Here is a 16309-nt window from a genome sequence, read left to right on the forward strand (position 1 = left end):
AGAATTATGCTGACAGCAATCCGTAAATCAGGCAAGTTTATCAACTCTGCTGACTTCACGGATAGGGAAACACTGCGGAAGCTCAAGGTAAAGGAGGGCAGCTTCCTCTGTCCAGTATGCAGGGAAAAGGTAATGCTTAAGGTTGGAACCAGGAAGATACCCCACTTTGCCCATTATAAGGAACATTCCTGTGAAGCATCCTTTGAAAATGAGTCAGAGTACCATATGAAGGGAAAGCTGGATATTTACCGGTGGCTGATAGCCAATAATGTGCATGCCAGGCTGGAAACTTATATAAAAAGCATCAAACAGCGCCCTGATATATGCTTTGTATATGCCGGGAAGAAATTTGCCGTTGAATTCCAGTGCTCCCCTATTCCAGAATCGCTGTTCGCCAGCAGGACGAGTGCTTACAAAGAGGCAGGCTTCACGCCCATCTGGATACTCGGAGGAAAAGAGATCAGGCGGACCTCAGCCCGAAAAGCAAGCTTCTCTGAATTCCATTATTCTTTTGTCAATCGTTCATCAGATGCTCCATATCATTTGCTTTCTTACTGCCCCGATGTACAGAGCTTTATTTTCCTCTCCAACATCTGCCCGCTTACCACCCGTAATGTCCTGACAGACTTCTCTGTCATACCGCTGCATCAAATGAAATTTCCAAATCTAATAACTGCCCCGCGGATTGTCCGTTTTCCGCCGGCAGACTGGCAGAAGGAAATCTGCAAGCTCCAGCAAACCTATTCGCTGACCCCCAATACATTCAAACATCCCTTCTACATGGCCATATATCAAGCAGGCTTACATCTCTCCCTGCTCCCGCCGCATATCGGCATTCCTGTCCTTCATTCTCTCTGGATTTCAACACCTCCGCTAGTCTGGCAGGCGTATCTGCATACTGACTGTTTCATAGGCCTGAAACCTGGAGAGAAGGTGACTGAGAATGAAATCCTGCAGTCTCTGAAGCGGCGCATACGTGCTGGAGATGTGAAAGTCAGGGAGCTCCCTCTTTCAGAAGGAGAATACAGCCTGGCTGTTACAGAATATTTCTGCCATTTATCAGCATCCGGAGTCTTTCAGTTTGAAGGAGAGGGGAGATACAGGCTCGTTCACGAATGGACTATCCCTAAGACAATGGATGAAGCCGGACTACTGAGAATGCGCTTTTATACAGGAATGGCGAGATCTGAAGACACTCCCTTCCCATATGAAATGGGGAATAATGAAAACAGCATCACTGACATACAATAAGGAGAGATTTATAATAAAGAAGGAATTTCCCTTTAAAGGTAGAAATAACTAGTGAACCGAATTTTTATTCGGACCACGAAATAACTGAAATGGAGGATATAGACATGGCAAATGAAACTGCGGTAAAGAAATTGCCTTCAAGAAGTGAAATAAAGCCGGAAGATACATGGAGGCTTGAAGATATTTTTTCAACTGACGATGCCTGGGAAAAAGAATTCCAGGAAGTGAAGCAGCTGCTTCCTGATGCGGGCGGGTTCCAGGGCAAGTTGGGGGACAGCGCAGACAAGCTGTATGAAGCGCTTCAATACCAGGATCATCTCCTTGAAAGGCTGGGCAGGCTCTACTCATATGCCCATATGAGATATGACCAGGATACGACCAATTCCTTTTACCAGGGACTGGATGACCGCATTAAAAATCTGTATTCCCAGGCAGCGAGCAGCCTTGCCTATATTGTGCCAGAGATTCTGGCAATCGATGAAGAGAAGATCAGCAGCTTCCTTGATGAAAAAGAAGAGCTAAGACTCTATAAGCATTCTTTGGAGGAAATTAATCTTCAAAGGCCGCACGTATTATCTGCAGAAGCAGAAGCGCTGCTGGCTCAGGCTTCAGAAGTCCTTGATGCACCAGGGAACACATTTGGCATGCTCAATAATGCCGATCTTGAATTTCCATCCATTAAAGATGAAAACGGGGAAGAAGTCGAGGTTACACATGGCCGCTATATCCGTTTCCTGGAGAGTGACGACCAGCGGGTCCGTAGGGATGCCTTTAAGGCGGTGTATGATACTTATGGTAAATTCAAAAATACTTTTTCAAGCACCTTGAGCAGCAATGTCAAAAAAGATAATTTCTATGCGCGTGTCAGGAATTATGATTCTGCGCGCCATGCTGCACTTTCGGATAATAATATCCCTGAAAGTGTCTATGAAAATCTGGTCAACACAGTCAATGACAACCTCCATCTTCTCCACCGCTACATTAAGCTGAGAAAAGAGGTCCTGGGCCTTGAAAAGCTTCATATGTATGATCTCTTCACACCTCTTGTCAAAGATGTGAAGATGGAAATTCCTTATGATGAAGCAAAGGATTATGTACTAAAAGGACTGGAGCCGCTGGGAGAGGAATATCTTTCAGTATTAAAGGAAGGGTTTGAAAACCGCTGGGTCGATGTCCATGAGAATAAAGGAAAAAGAAGCGGGGCTTACTCTTCAGGTGCATATGGCACAAATCCATATATTCTGATGAACTGGCAGGACAATGTGAACAATCTGTTCACCCTTGCGCATGAATTCGGGCATTCTGTCCACAGCTACTACACAAGAAAAACGCAGCCATATCCTTACGGAAATTATTCAATCTTTGTGGCAGAGGTGGCTTCCACATGCAATGAAGCCCTCCTTAACGACTATCTGCTGAAAACGATTGATGATGACCAAAAAAGGCTTTATCTGCTGAATCATTATTTAGAAGGGTTCCGGGGCACGGTGTTCCGCCAGACCATGTTCGCTGAATTTGAACATCAGATCCACCAGAAAGCCCAAAATAATGAGGCATTAACAGCAGAGGCACTGACACAGGATTATTATGAGCTTAATAAAAAGTATTTCGGCGAAGAAGATATCATCATCGACGAGGAAATCGGGCTGGAATGGTCCCGGATCCCTCATTTCTATTACAATTACTATGTTTATCAATATGCTACAGGCTTCAGCGCCGCAACTGCACTAAGCAAGCAGATCCTCGAAGAAGGTGAGCCGGCAGTCGAAAGGTATATCAACTTCCTGAAAGCAGGAAGCTCGGATTATCCGATCGAAGTGCTGAAAAAAGCGGGTGTTGACATGACAAGCCCTGCTCCGATTGCAGATGCCTGCAAGGTATTCGAGGAGAAGCTGAACGAGATGGAAGAACTCTTGAACAGGGTTAAGCAGTAAACAGAAAAGGGGATGGACTTATTCCCTTTGTGAAGTCCACACCATGTGAGAAACCACTCAAAAAGCATGTTAAATCGTATATGATTTAGCGTGCTTTTTTTAGTGGTAAATTTAATGTTTTGATATTTCTGTTTGCAAGTTAGGACTGCAATATGAAATGAAGAAATGCTGCCGGTGAAGCATTTTGATGGGCTGATGTATATTGGAGAAGTGCGGCAGTGAAGACTTAAGGTGAGTAATGCGCTGAATCTGGAGATTTAGCGCATTATTAGTGGACTGGAGATAGTTTGATTGGGAGGAGGAGGGCGTTTATTTGCGAGTTTGTGAGGATATTTGCGGGAATTTTAATATATTTGCGACTCTGCTGAGTTTATTTGCGGGTTTCCGTTCTTATTTGCGAGCAGGGATGGGAGGGACTGGCGGAGTTGAGCGGGCATCGGGCAGGAAGGAAGCTGCTGCAGGACGATATTAGCAACTTTTCCTGTTTATTAGCAACTTTCCTGGTTTACTAGCAACTTTCACCATATATTAGCAAGTTTTCAATTATATTAGCAACTTCCGCCATATATTAGCAACTCTGCAAACCTTCACCTCGGCATCCCTTTAAAACTGCTCCAGACTTGCTGGTCTCACCTGAGCAGTCACCTCCGCACTTCCGCTTAAAAACCTTTAAAACGCCTCCTTTCATTTATATACAGCACCAGGATTAGTAGGGCCACGAATAAAAGAGGGGAGGTGATGATGAGGGGCAGCATTTTCATGAGGCCCAATATATTCAGAATGAAAGCAGCAGTGACTGCCAGTATGATCAGAAATAAGATGACTTTGCTTTTAAGCATACTTAACCTCCTGGTTATGGTTTCAGGCTTCAGGGCTTGTATATGTATATGCAAAAAGCGGGGGATAATTTCGTGACAATTTTGTGAAGAGATGAACAATCTATTGTTCATTCTGCAGCCAGTATGATATGATGTATTTGTGACATAGTTCACAAATGATCAAACCCCCTTTCTATTATTGAAACATACACTCCCATCCTGAAATATAAGAAAAGCCCTGCATCTGCAGGGCTTTTCTTATATCCTGTGTTATTCTCCGCAATATCTCCAAAAAGTCCCGTATTTTGCAGGGAGCTGTTCGACCAGCTGCTTCAATTGGAGTTTTTTCATTTCTTTTTCTACTTGTGAAACCGTCATATTGTATACAACTGCAATTTCCTTGGTTGCTACCAGCTTGAAGTATCTCAGGAATGCTTCAAGGGATGGCGGCTCAGAAGGTTCAGGCTTCATCTGCAGCATTTCTTCAATGATCTGCACATACACCTCATAAGGGTAATAGCCTGTGACTTTAATTCCTTCTTCTTCAATATTTTCATTGAAAAATACAAGAGTAGGTATTTCCTGTACATCCATTTCTGAAGTGATTTTCAGGTCACATTGAAAAGCTTTAGCAGCGCTGTCTGAGTGGATATCGGCAACAAATTCGACAACGTCAAGCCCGACATTCTGTGCACAGGATTTGAGGACATCGAAGTTTGAAATGTTCTGCTTTTCAAGGAAAAGCACCTCCTGCAGCTTCCGCAGAAATCGGATCCCTGCTTTTCTTCCCTGCAGCTCGGCTGCCTTTATCGCGATGGAAGCCAGATGCGGGGACGAGACAGGGTTTTCAAACCAGACATTGCCATCACATGACATCCCTGAACGGCTTGCGGTTTTTTCCCAATAGTCCGCGAGGCTTTCCAGCCTCTGCTTCCTTCCCATGTTGAGGGAGGCAAGCCTGCCGCTAAGGACATGCTTAAAGGAAAAGTAGCTTCCATACTCTATCATCAGTTTCTTAATAATCGGTTCCAGCGCCCAGCACTCGGGACAGAGAGGATCGACGAACATGTAAATCTCAATCCGCTTTTTCTCGATGCCCTGGCAATGAGGAGATGCATGGATGAATTGAGAAGTTTCTTTTTCCCTCACTTGCTCTCACCTTTCATCATATCTTTTTCTGGTGTATTGATCATATGCTGTGCCGTTAATGCGAGCCTGGAGAAGAAATGCTGCCTGAAGTCGCCTTCCAATCCTGTTGCATCCATAGCCTGTTCCATGCATGACAGCCATGCCTTTGCCCTTGTTTCCGTAATTTCGAAGGGGAGGTGGCGGGCTCTTAGCATAGGGTGCCCATGTTCGGATGTATATAAAGCAGGTCCTCCAAGATATTGTGTCAGGAACTGTTTTTGCTTTCTGGCCGTTTCAGTCAGGTCATCAGGGAAGATAGGAGCGAGATCAGGGTGCTGTCCAACCAGGCTGTAAAAAACATCAACAAGCCGGTGAAGTTTTTCTTCGCCAATAGCATCGAACGGTACAGTCATTTTCTCGGCCATTATAAAAACTCCTTTTCGAGTTTAATGAGTTTTAGTTATAGCAGAAACATTATCTTTTAATATTCCTGTGCTTTCTTTATTTTAACAACGCCCTTTTTATATCTCAAACAAATAGCTTGAGGACAAGCAGCACAAAGTGGCGGCATTCATTACTTTAACCAATATCACGGAATTTTTCCAGCGTGAACCATTGTCAGCTCAATATGAAGGTTTTTCCCGCAAAAAAAAAGCCTTCCGCATAGCCTGGGCTGCAGAAGGCTTTCTCGCAAGGTTCTTATGCTAAGAAGCTGCCGGTCACTTTTTTTACATAGTTCAAAGTTTCTTTAAAAGGAGGGATGCCTCCGTATTTATCGACATTTCCCGGGCCTGCATTGTATGCTGCAAGCGCCTTTTCAATGTTGCCCCCATATCTGTCCATCATTTCACGCAAATATTTGCTGCCGCCAAATATATTGTCGCGGGGATCAAATATATTTTTGACGCCAAGGCCTTTGGCTGTTTCCGGCATGAGCTGCATCAGCCCGGAAGCCCCGGCAGCACTGACAGCACCGGGATTGAAGTTGGATTCCTGTTTGATGACAGAGTGGATGAGCTTGGCAGGAAGCTTGTACAGCTCTGCTGCCTCATTGATGATATCTGAAAAAGGTTCCCCATTTCCGCCGGAAAGCTTTGTAAAGCTTACTGGAGGAAGTGCCGCAGCCATCTTTCCAGACAAGAATGTTTCTCGTCCGGTTTCTGCAGACTCCTGTCCGCCGGGTGCCTCATCCGATGCCATCATTTCATTCATGATGCTGGTAAAGACACTGCCCAAGCCGGAGTCTGAAGGAGTACTGTTGCCGCCGAAATTCTGGAGGGCCTGGAGTTCAAGCATCACTTTCAGTTGGTCAATGTTCATTGCTGTCTCCTTTTATATAACTGCCAAAGCTTTTAATCAATCATTCAGCAGTGTTCATGTTTAATTTTTGACGGTAAAACCTCTTAATTTTATTTTCGGTCTTTCTTTCGGGAATGTTTAGGAGTTTCAGGAAAAGGATAAATTCCTTCTTTCCTTTTTCGCTGTCACTTACCTCATATTCTAATTCATAATCCTCGCAATTTAAATAGGAACTATGGTCGAGAACCATCAGGCCGCCATTATAAGCTTTTTCGGCCCGTCTGGTAGAAAGGGATCCAAAGTATTCAAGTTCAGCAGCAGGAATTTTCATGATTTCAAGCGCCTCTTTTATGAGGCCGTCCGGGATGCTTCCTGTTTGCATGCAGGCATCCGCTTCCATTTGCGAAAGCTCTATATTTGTCTCGAGAAGCCCTTCGTCTGCCGGCTGCTTGAGCGTCATTTCATATGTCCCGTTTTTAAAACGGATTCTTAACGCGCTCATTTTGTCCTTGAGCTTAAAGTCCGGTGTATCAAAATAATGGTTTTCCTGCGAAAAAAAATCTGCCGGTTTAACCTGCAGAAAGGCTGCCGCCTTCTCAAATTCATGCTGCTCCAGCATGTTCTTGTATTCTATTTCAATGTGCTGTGAATGGCTCATATTATGTGTGCTCCCCTGAGTATAGTCAGTTTTATTATCTCTTTCTTTCAGACAGACTTCAATCCTTAGGATATAGAAACAACCTGTGATAAAATAGGGGAGAGTATGGGAGGTTGGAATTCATGAATAAAAAAATAGACATAACCAATGCGGCACTGACAGAAACGAATGAGCTGCTGCTGGAGACAGAACAGGATATTAATGGGCTTAAGGCGAATGGACAGATGCTGGTCGATTCAGATAACCTGGCTTTTGTTTATATTGCGGAAAGCAATGATGAATATACATACATAGTCCTATCAGAAGGCATATGGGCCGCCATGAGCCAGGCCCTCGCAGCAGGGGCGGATGCCTATCTGGCAAACGGCCCTGGCAGGCTGCATCTTCCTCAATTCAGGGAGGAACTCGGCTATCTGATCGAGAATATTAAAGGCAACAGCAATTATGGAGATGAAATGGTGGCAAAGGTGGAAGCCGCCTTCTGAAAAGCGCAATAGCCCCCGGCAGAAAGGCTGGTGCAACCCGGCCTTCCTCCGGAAAATAGAGAAAATGGGATGAGGTGAAGATGCGCATGAAGCATTGGGATCAATTTTTAGCACCTTATAAGCAGGCTGTCGAGGAATTGAAGGTAAAACTGAAAGGGATGAGGGGCCAGTTTGAACTTGATTCCTCAAGTTCCCCGATTGAATTTGTGACAGGCAGGGTAAAGCCGATTGCGAGCATATTGGATAAAGCCAATCAAAAGGGGATACCTCTTGATAAATTGGAAACCGAGATGCAGGATATTGCGGGCTTGAGGATGATGTGCCAGTTTGTAGATGACATAAAACTGGTTGTTGAAATGCTCCGCCGCAGGAACGATTTCGAGCTGATAGAGGAAAGGGATTATATTTCCCACAAAAAGGCAAGCGGCTACCGTTCCTATCATGTCGTCATAAGATATCCTGTCCAAACGATCAATGGCGAGAAAAAAATCCTTGTTGAAATCCAGATCAGGACGCTGGCCATGAACTTTTGGGCGACTATAGAACACTCATTGAATTATAAATACCGCGGCCAATTTCCAAAGGATATACAGATGAGGCTGAAAAGGGCTGCTGAGGCTGCCTTCCGCCTGGACGAAGAAATGTCCCTGATCAGAGGAGAAATCCAGGATGCACAGGCGTTCTTCACCCGGAAGAAAGAGCATCAGAAGGAAGGCGGAAGCTGACGGCGGCAAGGCTTCTGTCCACTACAAGGGCAAAGGTCAAACTGGGATTTTGAAAAGGAGAGAAAAAGCACAATGAAATTTGCCATTACGTCTAAAGGCGACTCCAAATCAAATACACTTATGCATAAAATGAAAACGTATTTACTGGATTTCGATTTAATATATGATGAGGATCAGCCGGATATTGTTGTATCCATAGGCGGGGATGGCACGCTTCTCTATGCTTTCCACCGGTACAGCAGCAGGCTGGAAAAAACGGCTTTCGTCGGCATACATACAGGACATCTTGGCTTTTATGCTGATTGGGTGCCGGAAGAAATCGAAAAGCTGGTGATTGCCATTGCCAAAACGCCGTACCAGGTGATTGAATATCCGCTTCTTGAAGTGATTATCCGCTACCAGCATGGAGGAAGGGAAACGAGATATCTGGCCCTGAATGAGTCGACAGTCAAGAGCATCGAGGGCACATTGGTAATGGACGTGGAAATCAGGGGACAGCATTTCGAGCGCTTCAGGGGAGACGGGCTCTGCCTGTCCACTCCATCAGGAAGTACGGCTTATAATAAAGCGCTTGGAGGGGCCATTCTCCATCCTTCGCTGCCTGCCATCCAGTTTGCGGAAATGGCTTCAATCAATAACAGGGTATTCAGGACGCTGGGTTCACCGCTTGTCCTGCCGGCCCATCATACGTGCATGCTGAAGCCGGTAAATGTACCGGACTTCCAGATTACAATTGACCATCTGACGCTCCTGCACAAGGATGTAAAGTCGATCCAATTCAGGGTGGCGGATGAGAAGATCAGGTTTGCCCGTTTCCGTCCATTCCCATTCTGGAAAAGGGTGCATGATTCATTTATTACCGACAACTAAGAAGGGAAGGGCCCGTCCATGGATTCGTTCACATTAAATTGGAGAATCGATAAGCAGGACAGCGGACAGTCCATTAAAGATTATCTGAAGCAGCGTGAAATTTCCAAAGCTGCCCTGACTGATATAAAGTTCAGCGGCGGGAAAATCGAAGTGAACGGCAATGAGGAAAATGTGCGCTATACGCTAAATGAGGGGGACTGCCTTTCCGTCAGGTTTCCTTCTGAAATGCCGAGTCCAGGGATGGAAGCAGAAGACATTCCCCTGGCTATCGTGTATGAAGATCCTTATGTACTGGTTGTCAACAAGCCAGCCGCTATGAGCACGATCCCCTCAAGAGAGCATCCACGCGGAAGCCTTGCGAATGCACTTATCGGCTATTACAGGAAAATCAATCTGGCATCGACGGTCCATATTGTGACAAGGCTTGACCGTGACACTTCAGGGCTGGTCCTGGTTGCCAAGCACCGCCATGTCCATCACTTAATGAGCACACTGCAGAGGGAAGGCAGGGTTAAGAGAACCTATGAAGCCTTTGCAGAAGGAAAGCTATTCCCGGTAGAAGGGTCCATTGAGGCACCGATTGCGCGCAAAAAGGACAGCATCATTGAAAGGGAAGTCAATTTCCTTGAAGGGCAGTATGCCTGCACACATTATAAAGTAAAAGGAACCGGAGAGTTCACTTATGTGGAGCTGGTGCTTGAAACAGGGAGAACTCACCAGATTCGGGTCCATCTTTCCCATCTCGGCCATCCCCTGCTTGGAGACGGGCTGTATGGCGGGAATAAAAATCAAATCAGCCGCCAAGCCCTTCATTGCCGGGAGCTCCGTTTTTTTCATCCGTTCCTGGAGAGGGAGCTTTGCTTCTCAGCCGGGCTGCCTGATGATATGAAGGCACTGCTGGAATAGAAGACAGCCGCCTTTTTAGGCGGCCGTTTTACTATGCCGGCAGATGTTTAAAGGATGTCCCGGAACTTTTCTGCATTGAAAGGCATGGAGGAGCCGACAGAAACCAATTCCATTTCCGGGTATCTCAAGGCTGTAAGCTTGTTGCCAAAAACGGCACCTGTATCAATATTAAAGGTTGAATTGACGGTTCGCGGTTCCTTCACGGGCGTGTGTCCATACACAATGACCCTCTCTCCTTTATACGCCTTTGCCCAGTCCCTTCTTTCAGGAGTGCCATCTGCATTGTTCTTCCCGGTAATGTCTCCGTATAATACAAAAGTTTTCACCTTTGCATTATTTTTCCCGATATATTCTTCCTTGATCCCCGCATGGGCAATGACGAGCTTTCCCCCGTCAAGCACCTGATAGAGGGGAGCCTTTTCGTACAGTTCCATAAATTTTCTTCTTATTTCTTTTTTTTCCTTATGGGGAAGGGCTTCATATTCAGCAGCAGTGGTTTCAAGGCCGTGGGTAATCTGGACTTTGTTGCCCCGGAAAAAGCGGTAAAGCTTATTGCAATGGTTGCCCGGTGAATAATAGGCTTCCTGCCGCCTGGCAAGCTCCCAGACAATCTCAACCGTTTTCAGCGACTCGGGGCCCCGGTCAGTCAGGTCACCGACAAAAGCAAGCTTTCTCCCATCAGGATGGATGGGGATGCCGGTTTCCCAGGAATAGCCCGTCTTCATAGTGAGTGTTTTGAATTCAGCAAAGCATCCATGTATATCCCCAATGATATCAATTTTCATTCTGTTCCTCCTCCGCCTATCATTTAAGCAGGTCTTACTCAGTATATTTGAAATCCTCAAAATATTCCTGTGGGAAGATTTTAATGACGACAAAAAAACAAACATTTGCTAGTATAGTAAAGACTGTTTTAGTATACCCGGAAGGAGGGGTAAATCATGCCCGATATGCAAGAAAGACCCTCGGAGCAATATAACCGCGAGCTGCTGCTCCAGTCTTTACAAAATGAAGATTTAGATGTTTTCAGGGAGGAGTTCCTTGATCTGCACCCTTATGATCAAGCTTCATTTTTTAAGGAGCTGGAGGAAGAAGCCCGTTCAGTCATCTATCAATTCCTGTCCCCGGAAGAAATGGCAGGTCTCTTTGAAAATCTGGAAGTGGATGAGGAAGAATACAAAGATGTACTGGCTGAAATGAATCCAAGCTATGCAGCAGATATGCTGTCAAATATGTATGCTGATGATGCGGTCGATGTCCTGAATGAATTGGACAAAGACCAGGCTGCAAGCTATCTGACCATAATGGACAGTGATGCGGCACAGGAAATCAAAGACCTGCTGCATTATGAAGAATATACGGCAGGAAGCATCATGACGACCGAATTCATTTCGATCTCCGCCAATCAGACGGTCCGTTCTGCTATGTATATCCTGAAAAATGAAGCCCCCCGGGCCGAAACAATCTATTATGTATACGTAGTGGATGAAGACAAAAAGCTGGCAGGGGTCATTTCCCTCCGTGATCTGATTGTGAACGATGACGATACGATGATCGCGGAAATCACCAATGACCGGGTCGTCTCAGTGTCGGTGGGCGAAGATCAGGAGGATGTTGCCCGAAAAATTAAGGATTATAATTTCCTGGCCTTGCCGGTAGTGGATTTTCAGAATCATTTATTGGGAATCATAACAGTTGATGATGTAATGGATGTCATGGAAGAAGAGGCATCAGACGATTATTCCAAGCTAGCAGCGGTTTCTGACATGGATACTCTTGATCGAAGTCCATTTGCTGCTGCCAGAAAGAGGCTGCCATGGCTTATTATCCTGCTGTTTCTGGGGATGATGACTGCCAGTCTGATTGGACGGTTTGAAGAAACGCTGAGCAAGGTGTCCATACTGGCTGTGTTCATACCGCTTATCGCCGGCATGGCTGGTAATACGGGCACACAGGCCCTGGCAGTTGCTGTACGCGGGATTGCAACAGGCGACCTTGAAAGGGAGAACAAATCGAAGCTTATTTTCAGGGAAGCAGGGACAGGGGTCATTACAGGGACGATCTGCGGGATATTGGTCAGTCTCGCTGTATGGCTCTGGCATGGCGATATCTATCTTGGCCTGCTTGTCGGCATTTCCATTTTCTCTACATTGATTGTTGCAACACTCGCAGGGGCGCTCGTACCGTTGATCATGCACCGTATGAAGATCGACCCGGCAGTTGCTTCAGGACCTTTTATTACGACAATAAATGATATTATCAGTATTTTAATTTATTTTGGGATGGCCACATTGTTCATGAGCTATCTGATTTAAATCGGAGGAGGAATAGATATGGAGCATGGAGCATCTGTTGCTTCTCTTGTTATAGTCATTCTTGCAGCGTTTATCACACCTATTGTGCTGCATCGATTGAAGTTAAACTTTATCCCTGTCGTCGTGGCGGAAATCATTGTCGGCCTGATCATAGGAAAAAGCGGGTTTGACCTGGTTCATGAAGACATGTGGCTGGAAACCCTCTCGACCCTCGGCTTTATTTTCCTGATGTTTTTAAGCGGGCTTGAAATTGACTTTTCGGCTTTCAAAAAGAGCAAGAAAAAAGCAGTCCTGCCAAATGGAAAGCCTGAGCCAAACACGTTTCTTGTTGCGTCCATTGTGTTTGTCGGGATTTTCGCTGTATCGCTGCTGCTTTCCTATTTGTTTGTCCTGGCAGGATTCATTGATAATGCTTTCCTGATGACCCTGATCATTTCGACCATTTCCCTTGGGGTGGTAGTGCCTACATTGAAAGAAGCCCATCTGATGAAAACGGGGATCGGGCAGATCATCCTGCTGATCGCAGTCATTGCCGACTTGGCGACAATGATCCTCCTGGCTGTCTTTGTGTCGCTTAATGATGGCGGTGAAGGCAATACCTGGCTTCTGCTCGTATTATTCGGAGCCGGAGTCATCCTGTTTTTTGTCGGAAAGAAGTTCCAGAAACGCAATTTCATTGAGGCGATGTCAACCGGTACAGTTCAAATTGGCACGAGAGCAGTTTTTACACTCATTCTGCTCTTGGTTGGCCTTTCTGAAACGGTTGGCGCGGAGAATATACTCGGTGCATTCCTGGCAGGTGTGCTTGTGTCCCTGCTTGCACCAAATCAGGAAATGATTCATAAACTGGATTCATTCGGCTATGGCTTCCTGATTCCTATTTTCTTTGTAATGGTCGGTGTTGACCTTAATGTGTGGACGTTATTCAGCGATCAGAAGATGCTTATGCTTATTCCGCTTCTGCTGATTGCCCTGCTTGCTTCCAAGCTTGTCCCAGTTCTTATTCTCAAGAAATGGTATGACGCAAAAACTGTGATAGCATCAGGGTTCCTGCTGACATCCACGCTGTCTCTTGTCATTGCGGCAGCAACCATCGGAGAAAGGATGGAGATCATCACAGCAGAGATGAGCGGAACGCTGATCCTGGTTGCAATCATTACCTGTGTGCTGACTCCGATTGTCTTCAAAAAGCTTTTCCCGAAAGAAGCTGCAGAGGAAAAAATGCTCAAGGTCGCCTTTATTGGCGCCAACCAGCTTACACTTCCGGTTTACAGTGAACTGAAATCCTCGCTGTATGAACCAAAGCTGTACCATAAAAAGCAAGAGAAGTCTGATAAGCAGATTGCCGATTCCCTTTTCGAGATAGAAGAGGTTGATGATTTCACAGTGGGTGTCCTAGAGGGTACAGATGTTTTCAATTCGGATATTGTTGTGATTTCTACAGGTGATGAAGAAGCTAATGCCACATTATCCGTCGCTTTCAAGGAACGGGGAGTAGAGCGGGTCATCTGCCGCATCGAAAGCCCTGACCTGGAAGAATCCCTTCGTGAGCAGGAAGTGGAAGTCTTCTCAGTGCTTTTATCGACAAAGGCGCTTTTGCGTGCTCTAATCGAATCTCCTAGCGTGATGAATATCCTGACCAATCAGGAAACATCCCTGTATGAGATCAAGCTGCTGAACAGCCAGTTTGACGGCATGACCTTAAGGAGATTTCCATTTACCGGGGATGTTATTTTTGTCCGCATTTTCCGCGGAATGGATTCAATTGTCCCGCATGGGGATACTGAGCTTCAGATGAATGACAGGCTGATCGTTACAGGTTCTAAAGAGTATGTGGATGAATTGAAGCGTGAGCTTGAGTTCTGCGAATGGTGTTAATCAGCATCATAGAAAGCCGGCCGTTTAAGATGGCCGGCTTTCTTATATTCTTTAACAGCACTTTCCTTTTAGCTGATTATGTAGTAATATTAGTACTAGGTACTAATAACATGTATTAATATAGGAGGCACCGACTATGACTCTGTCTTTAGCAGGAAAAACATATGTTGTAATGGGAGTGGCCAATAAACGCAGCATAGCATGGGGAATTGCCCGTTCGTTGCATGAAGCAGGAGCGCGCCTGATTTTTACATATGCAGGAGAACGCCTTGAAAAGAGCGTAAAAGAGCTGGCAGGCTCACTGGAAAATGCAGATAGCCTTGTCATCCCGTGTGATGTGACAAATGACGAAGAAGTTGCCAAATGCTTCGCAGAAATTAAAGCCCAGGCAGGAACCATCCATGGCGTCGCCCATTGCATCGCCTTTGCCAATAAAGAAGAGCTGCAGGGGGATTTCATGAACACGACCAGGGACGGATTCCTGCTTGCCCATAATATCAGCTCTTATTCTTTGACAGCAGTGGCAAAGGAAGCAAAAGAATTGATGACCGATGGAGGAAGCATTGTCACACTGACCTATCTGGGCGGAGAGCGTGTTATGCAGAATTACAATGTTATGGGAGTTGCCAAGGCGTCGCTCGATGCAAGCGTGAGATATCTTGCATCAGATCTTGGCAAATCAGGTATACGGGTTAATTCTATTTCTGCTGGCCCGATCCGTACCTTGTCTGCAAAAGGTGTCAGCGACTTCAATTCAATCTTGAGGGAAATTGAAGAAAAGGCACCTCTGCGCCGCATCACCACACAAGAAGAAGTCGGAGATACTGCGGTGTTCTTATTCAGCGATATGTCCAGAGGAATCACTGGGGAAAACATCCATGTTGACTCCGGTTTCCATATCATGGGCTAATAAAAAAATTGGCAGGCCATTTCCTTGGCCTGCCTTTTCTATATGTAAATGGGGGGTAAAACCTGAAGCGCAGGTTGCAATCCCGCACTAAGGTTCCGTATATTCCAACAATAGCACATGATTGTGAACCATATATTCCCCCCGTGTTAATCCTTTGTAAAGCTGCTCAACTGATGATTTTATTTCTCTGCCGCGATATCTGCGAGTCTAAGATACTTGGTCGCCATGTAAACGAATTTGCCCATTTTGCATACATATATGAAGGAGAAACAATGCGGAGGTGCACAGGGTGGAGAAAAAAACAAAAGAACCTATGCTTTATATTCATCAGCCACACTTTAAAATGCCCGAAATCAAAATGCAGGAGGTTTATTCTGCAAAAAATGCTAAAAAACAGGCTGCTGCTCGTCAGGCAAGCGATAATCACAAAAAAAGCAAGCCGGCCGTACAAAGGGAAGAGTCGATTTTCGGTCCAGCCAGTCATGAAGCTGATTTGCCTGAAAGTAATGATGATGTCCAGTCTGCAATCAGAGATTATCAGGATGCTCAGCTTGAAAAGAAGGAAGAAGAATCACGGAAGCAGGGGTTCTTTTCTTTTCAGAGAGTAAAGCCATTCAAAGAAATGAATGTCGAAGAAAGGCTCGATTATCTGATCCATTTTCCCAAGCAGCTGCCGCCGGTTCCCTGCCTGATTTTAACGGAAGAAAAGACATACAGAGGGATTGTGCAGAGCATGCCTTCAGAAGATAGGGTAGAAATAAAACTTATGGATCAATCCTTAGAAACGATCTCTGTAAAGTCTATAAAAGAAATCAAGATGATTGGCTTCACAAAGTAATAAGCACGCAAAAAAGCCAGCCTTCGGGCTGGCTTTTTAATGAATAGGAATCATATGATTATGATTCTCGGGGCTGAGCAAGCGCCTTCCGCATTTCAATTTGTCCAGCTGCAGCGGCTGGAGCCTCTAGTCATAAGCCAAGGTAGAATTAAAGGCAAAGAACGCCTTTTATTCTACCGCGTCTTATGCTTGAGGCCCACAGGATGTGGGTCATGCAGACGTTGCCACAGGACGTGGCGTTCTTAGTCTGCGCTCCTTAATGGGCAAGCCGCCTCCGCATTTCAATACAAAAAC

At 45.5% G+C, this 16309-nt stretch carries 16 protein-coding genes; 10 read left to right on the top strand and 6 right to left on the bottom strand.

The window, feature by feature from the left end; translation table 11 throughout:
- The first annotated feature begins 6 nt into the window (after positions 1-6).
- Positions 7-1251, top strand: a complete 1245-nt coding sequence (locus ABU165_RS15390; protein WP_318060239.1) for a competence protein CoiA — start codon at positions 7-9, stop codon at positions 1249-1251.
- A 104-nt stretch (positions 1252-1355) separates the two neighbouring features.
- Entirely contained in the window at positions 1356-3185 is a 1830-nt protein-coding gene (gene pepF / locus ABU165_RS15395; protein ID WP_022543611.1) for an oligoendopeptidase F, read from the top strand.
- 659 nt (positions 3186-3844) lie between these two features.
- Here pepF and ABU165_RS15400 read toward each other — a convergent pair.
- The 5 genes from ABU165_RS15400 to ABU165_RS15420 all read right to left on the bottom strand — a co-directional run bounded on the left by ABU165_RS15400 (position 3845) and on the right by ABU165_RS15420 (position 7088).
- Positions 3845-4024 carry a hypothetical protein gene (locus tag ABU165_RS15400; RefSeq protein WP_009794111.1) on the bottom strand — a complete coding sequence of 60 codons (180 nt, stop codon included), beginning with the start codon at positions 4022-4024 and terminating at the stop codon, positions 3845-3847.
- A gap of 249 nt (positions 4025-4273) precedes the next feature.
- A complete protein-coding gene (locus ABU165_RS15405; protein WP_009794112.1) occupies positions 4274-5152 on the bottom strand; it encodes a ClpXP adapter SpxH family protein in 879 nt (292 codons plus the stop codon).
- Positions 5149-5556: a globin domain-containing protein gene (locus ABU165_RS15410; RefSeq protein ID WP_009794113.1), complete on the bottom strand. Its 408-nt coding sequence runs from the start codon at positions 5554-5556 to the stop codon at positions 5149-5151. The genes ABU165_RS15405 and ABU165_RS15410 overlap by 4 nt, the downstream gene beginning before the upstream one ends.
- Positions 5557-5830: 274 nt before the next feature.
- Positions 5831-6451: a lytic transglycosylase domain-containing protein gene (locus tag ABU165_RS15415; protein ID WP_094768236.1), complete on the bottom strand. Its 621-nt coding sequence runs from the start codon at positions 6449-6451 to the stop codon at positions 5831-5833.
- Positions 6452-6491: 40 nt separating this feature from the next.
- On the bottom strand, positions 6492-7088 hold the full coding sequence (locus ABU165_RS15420) for a CYTH domain-containing protein (protein ID WP_148950151.1): 597 nt from the start codon (positions 7086-7088) through the stop codon (positions 6492-6494).
- A 122-nt stretch (positions 7089-7210) separates the two neighbouring features.
- Between ABU165_RS15420 and ABU165_RS15425 the strand changes: the two genes are divergently transcribed.
- The 4 genes from ABU165_RS15425 to ABU165_RS15440 all read left to right on the top strand — a co-directional run bounded on the left by ABU165_RS15425 (position 7211) and on the right by ABU165_RS15440 (position 10074).
- Positions 7211-7573, top strand: coding sequence for a UPF0738 family protein (locus ABU165_RS15425; RefSeq protein ID WP_022543612.1), 363 nt, complete (start codon positions 7211-7213; stop codon positions 7571-7573).
- An 86-nt stretch (positions 7574-7659) separates the two neighbouring features.
- Positions 7660-8298 carry a GTP diphosphokinase gene (gene yjbM, locus ABU165_RS15430; protein WP_009794118.1) on the top strand — a complete coding sequence of 213 codons (639 nt, stop codon included), beginning with the start codon at positions 7660-7662 and terminating at the stop codon, positions 8296-8298.
- Between the two features lie 72 nt (positions 8299-8370).
- Positions 8371-9168: an NAD kinase gene (locus ABU165_RS15435; protein WP_009794119.1), complete on the top strand. Its 798-nt coding sequence runs from the start codon at positions 8371-8373 to the stop codon at positions 9166-9168.
- Between the two features lie 18 nt (positions 9169-9186).
- Positions 9187-10074 (top strand): RluA family pseudouridine synthase, encoded by an 888-nt coding sequence (locus ABU165_RS15440; protein ID WP_318060240.1) that lies wholly within the window; start codon positions 9187-9189, stop codon positions 10072-10074.
- Positions 10075-10121: 47 nt separating this feature from the next.
- Here the strand turns inward: ABU165_RS15440 and prpE are convergent, their stop codons facing one another.
- Positions 10122-10859: a bis(5'-nucleosyl)-tetraphosphatase PrpE gene (gene prpE, locus ABU165_RS15445; protein ID WP_009794121.1), complete on the bottom strand. Its 738-nt coding sequence runs from the start codon at positions 10857-10859 to the stop codon at positions 10122-10124.
- Between the two features lie 156 nt (positions 10860-11015).
- Here prpE and mgtE point away from each other — a divergent pair, with 156 nt between their 5' ends.
- From mgtE to ABU165_RS15465, 4 genes are all read left to right on the top strand, one after another.
- Positions 11016-12389, top strand: coding sequence for a magnesium transporter (mgtE, locus tag ABU165_RS15450; protein WP_009794122.1), 1374 nt, complete (start codon positions 11016-11018; stop codon positions 12387-12389).
- 18 nt (positions 12390-12407) lie between these two features.
- Positions 12408-14267 (top strand): monovalent cation:proton antiporter family protein, encoded by a 1860-nt coding sequence (locus ABU165_RS15455; RefSeq protein WP_148950154.1) that lies wholly within the window; start codon positions 12408-12410, stop codon positions 14265-14267.
- 136 nt (positions 14268-14403) lie between these two features.
- The gene (fabI, locus tag ABU165_RS15460) at positions 14404-15177 is read left to right on the top strand and encodes an enoyl-ACP reductase FabI (protein WP_009794124.1); all 774 of its coding nucleotides are present in this window, start codon (positions 14404-14406) and stop codon (positions 15175-15177) included.
- 289 nt (positions 15178-15466) lie between these two features.
- A complete protein-coding gene (locus tag ABU165_RS15465; protein ID WP_318060241.1) occupies positions 15467-16015 on the top strand; it encodes a spore coat CotO family protein in 549 nt (182 codons plus the stop codon).
- Positions 16016-16309 lie beyond the last annotated feature (294 nt).

Origin of the sequence: Cytobacillus sp. T106, assembly GCF_040492155.1 — a bacterium.
GTDB lineage: Bacteria > Bacillota > Bacilli > Bacillales > Cytobacillaceae > Bacillus_AB > Bacillus_AB infantis.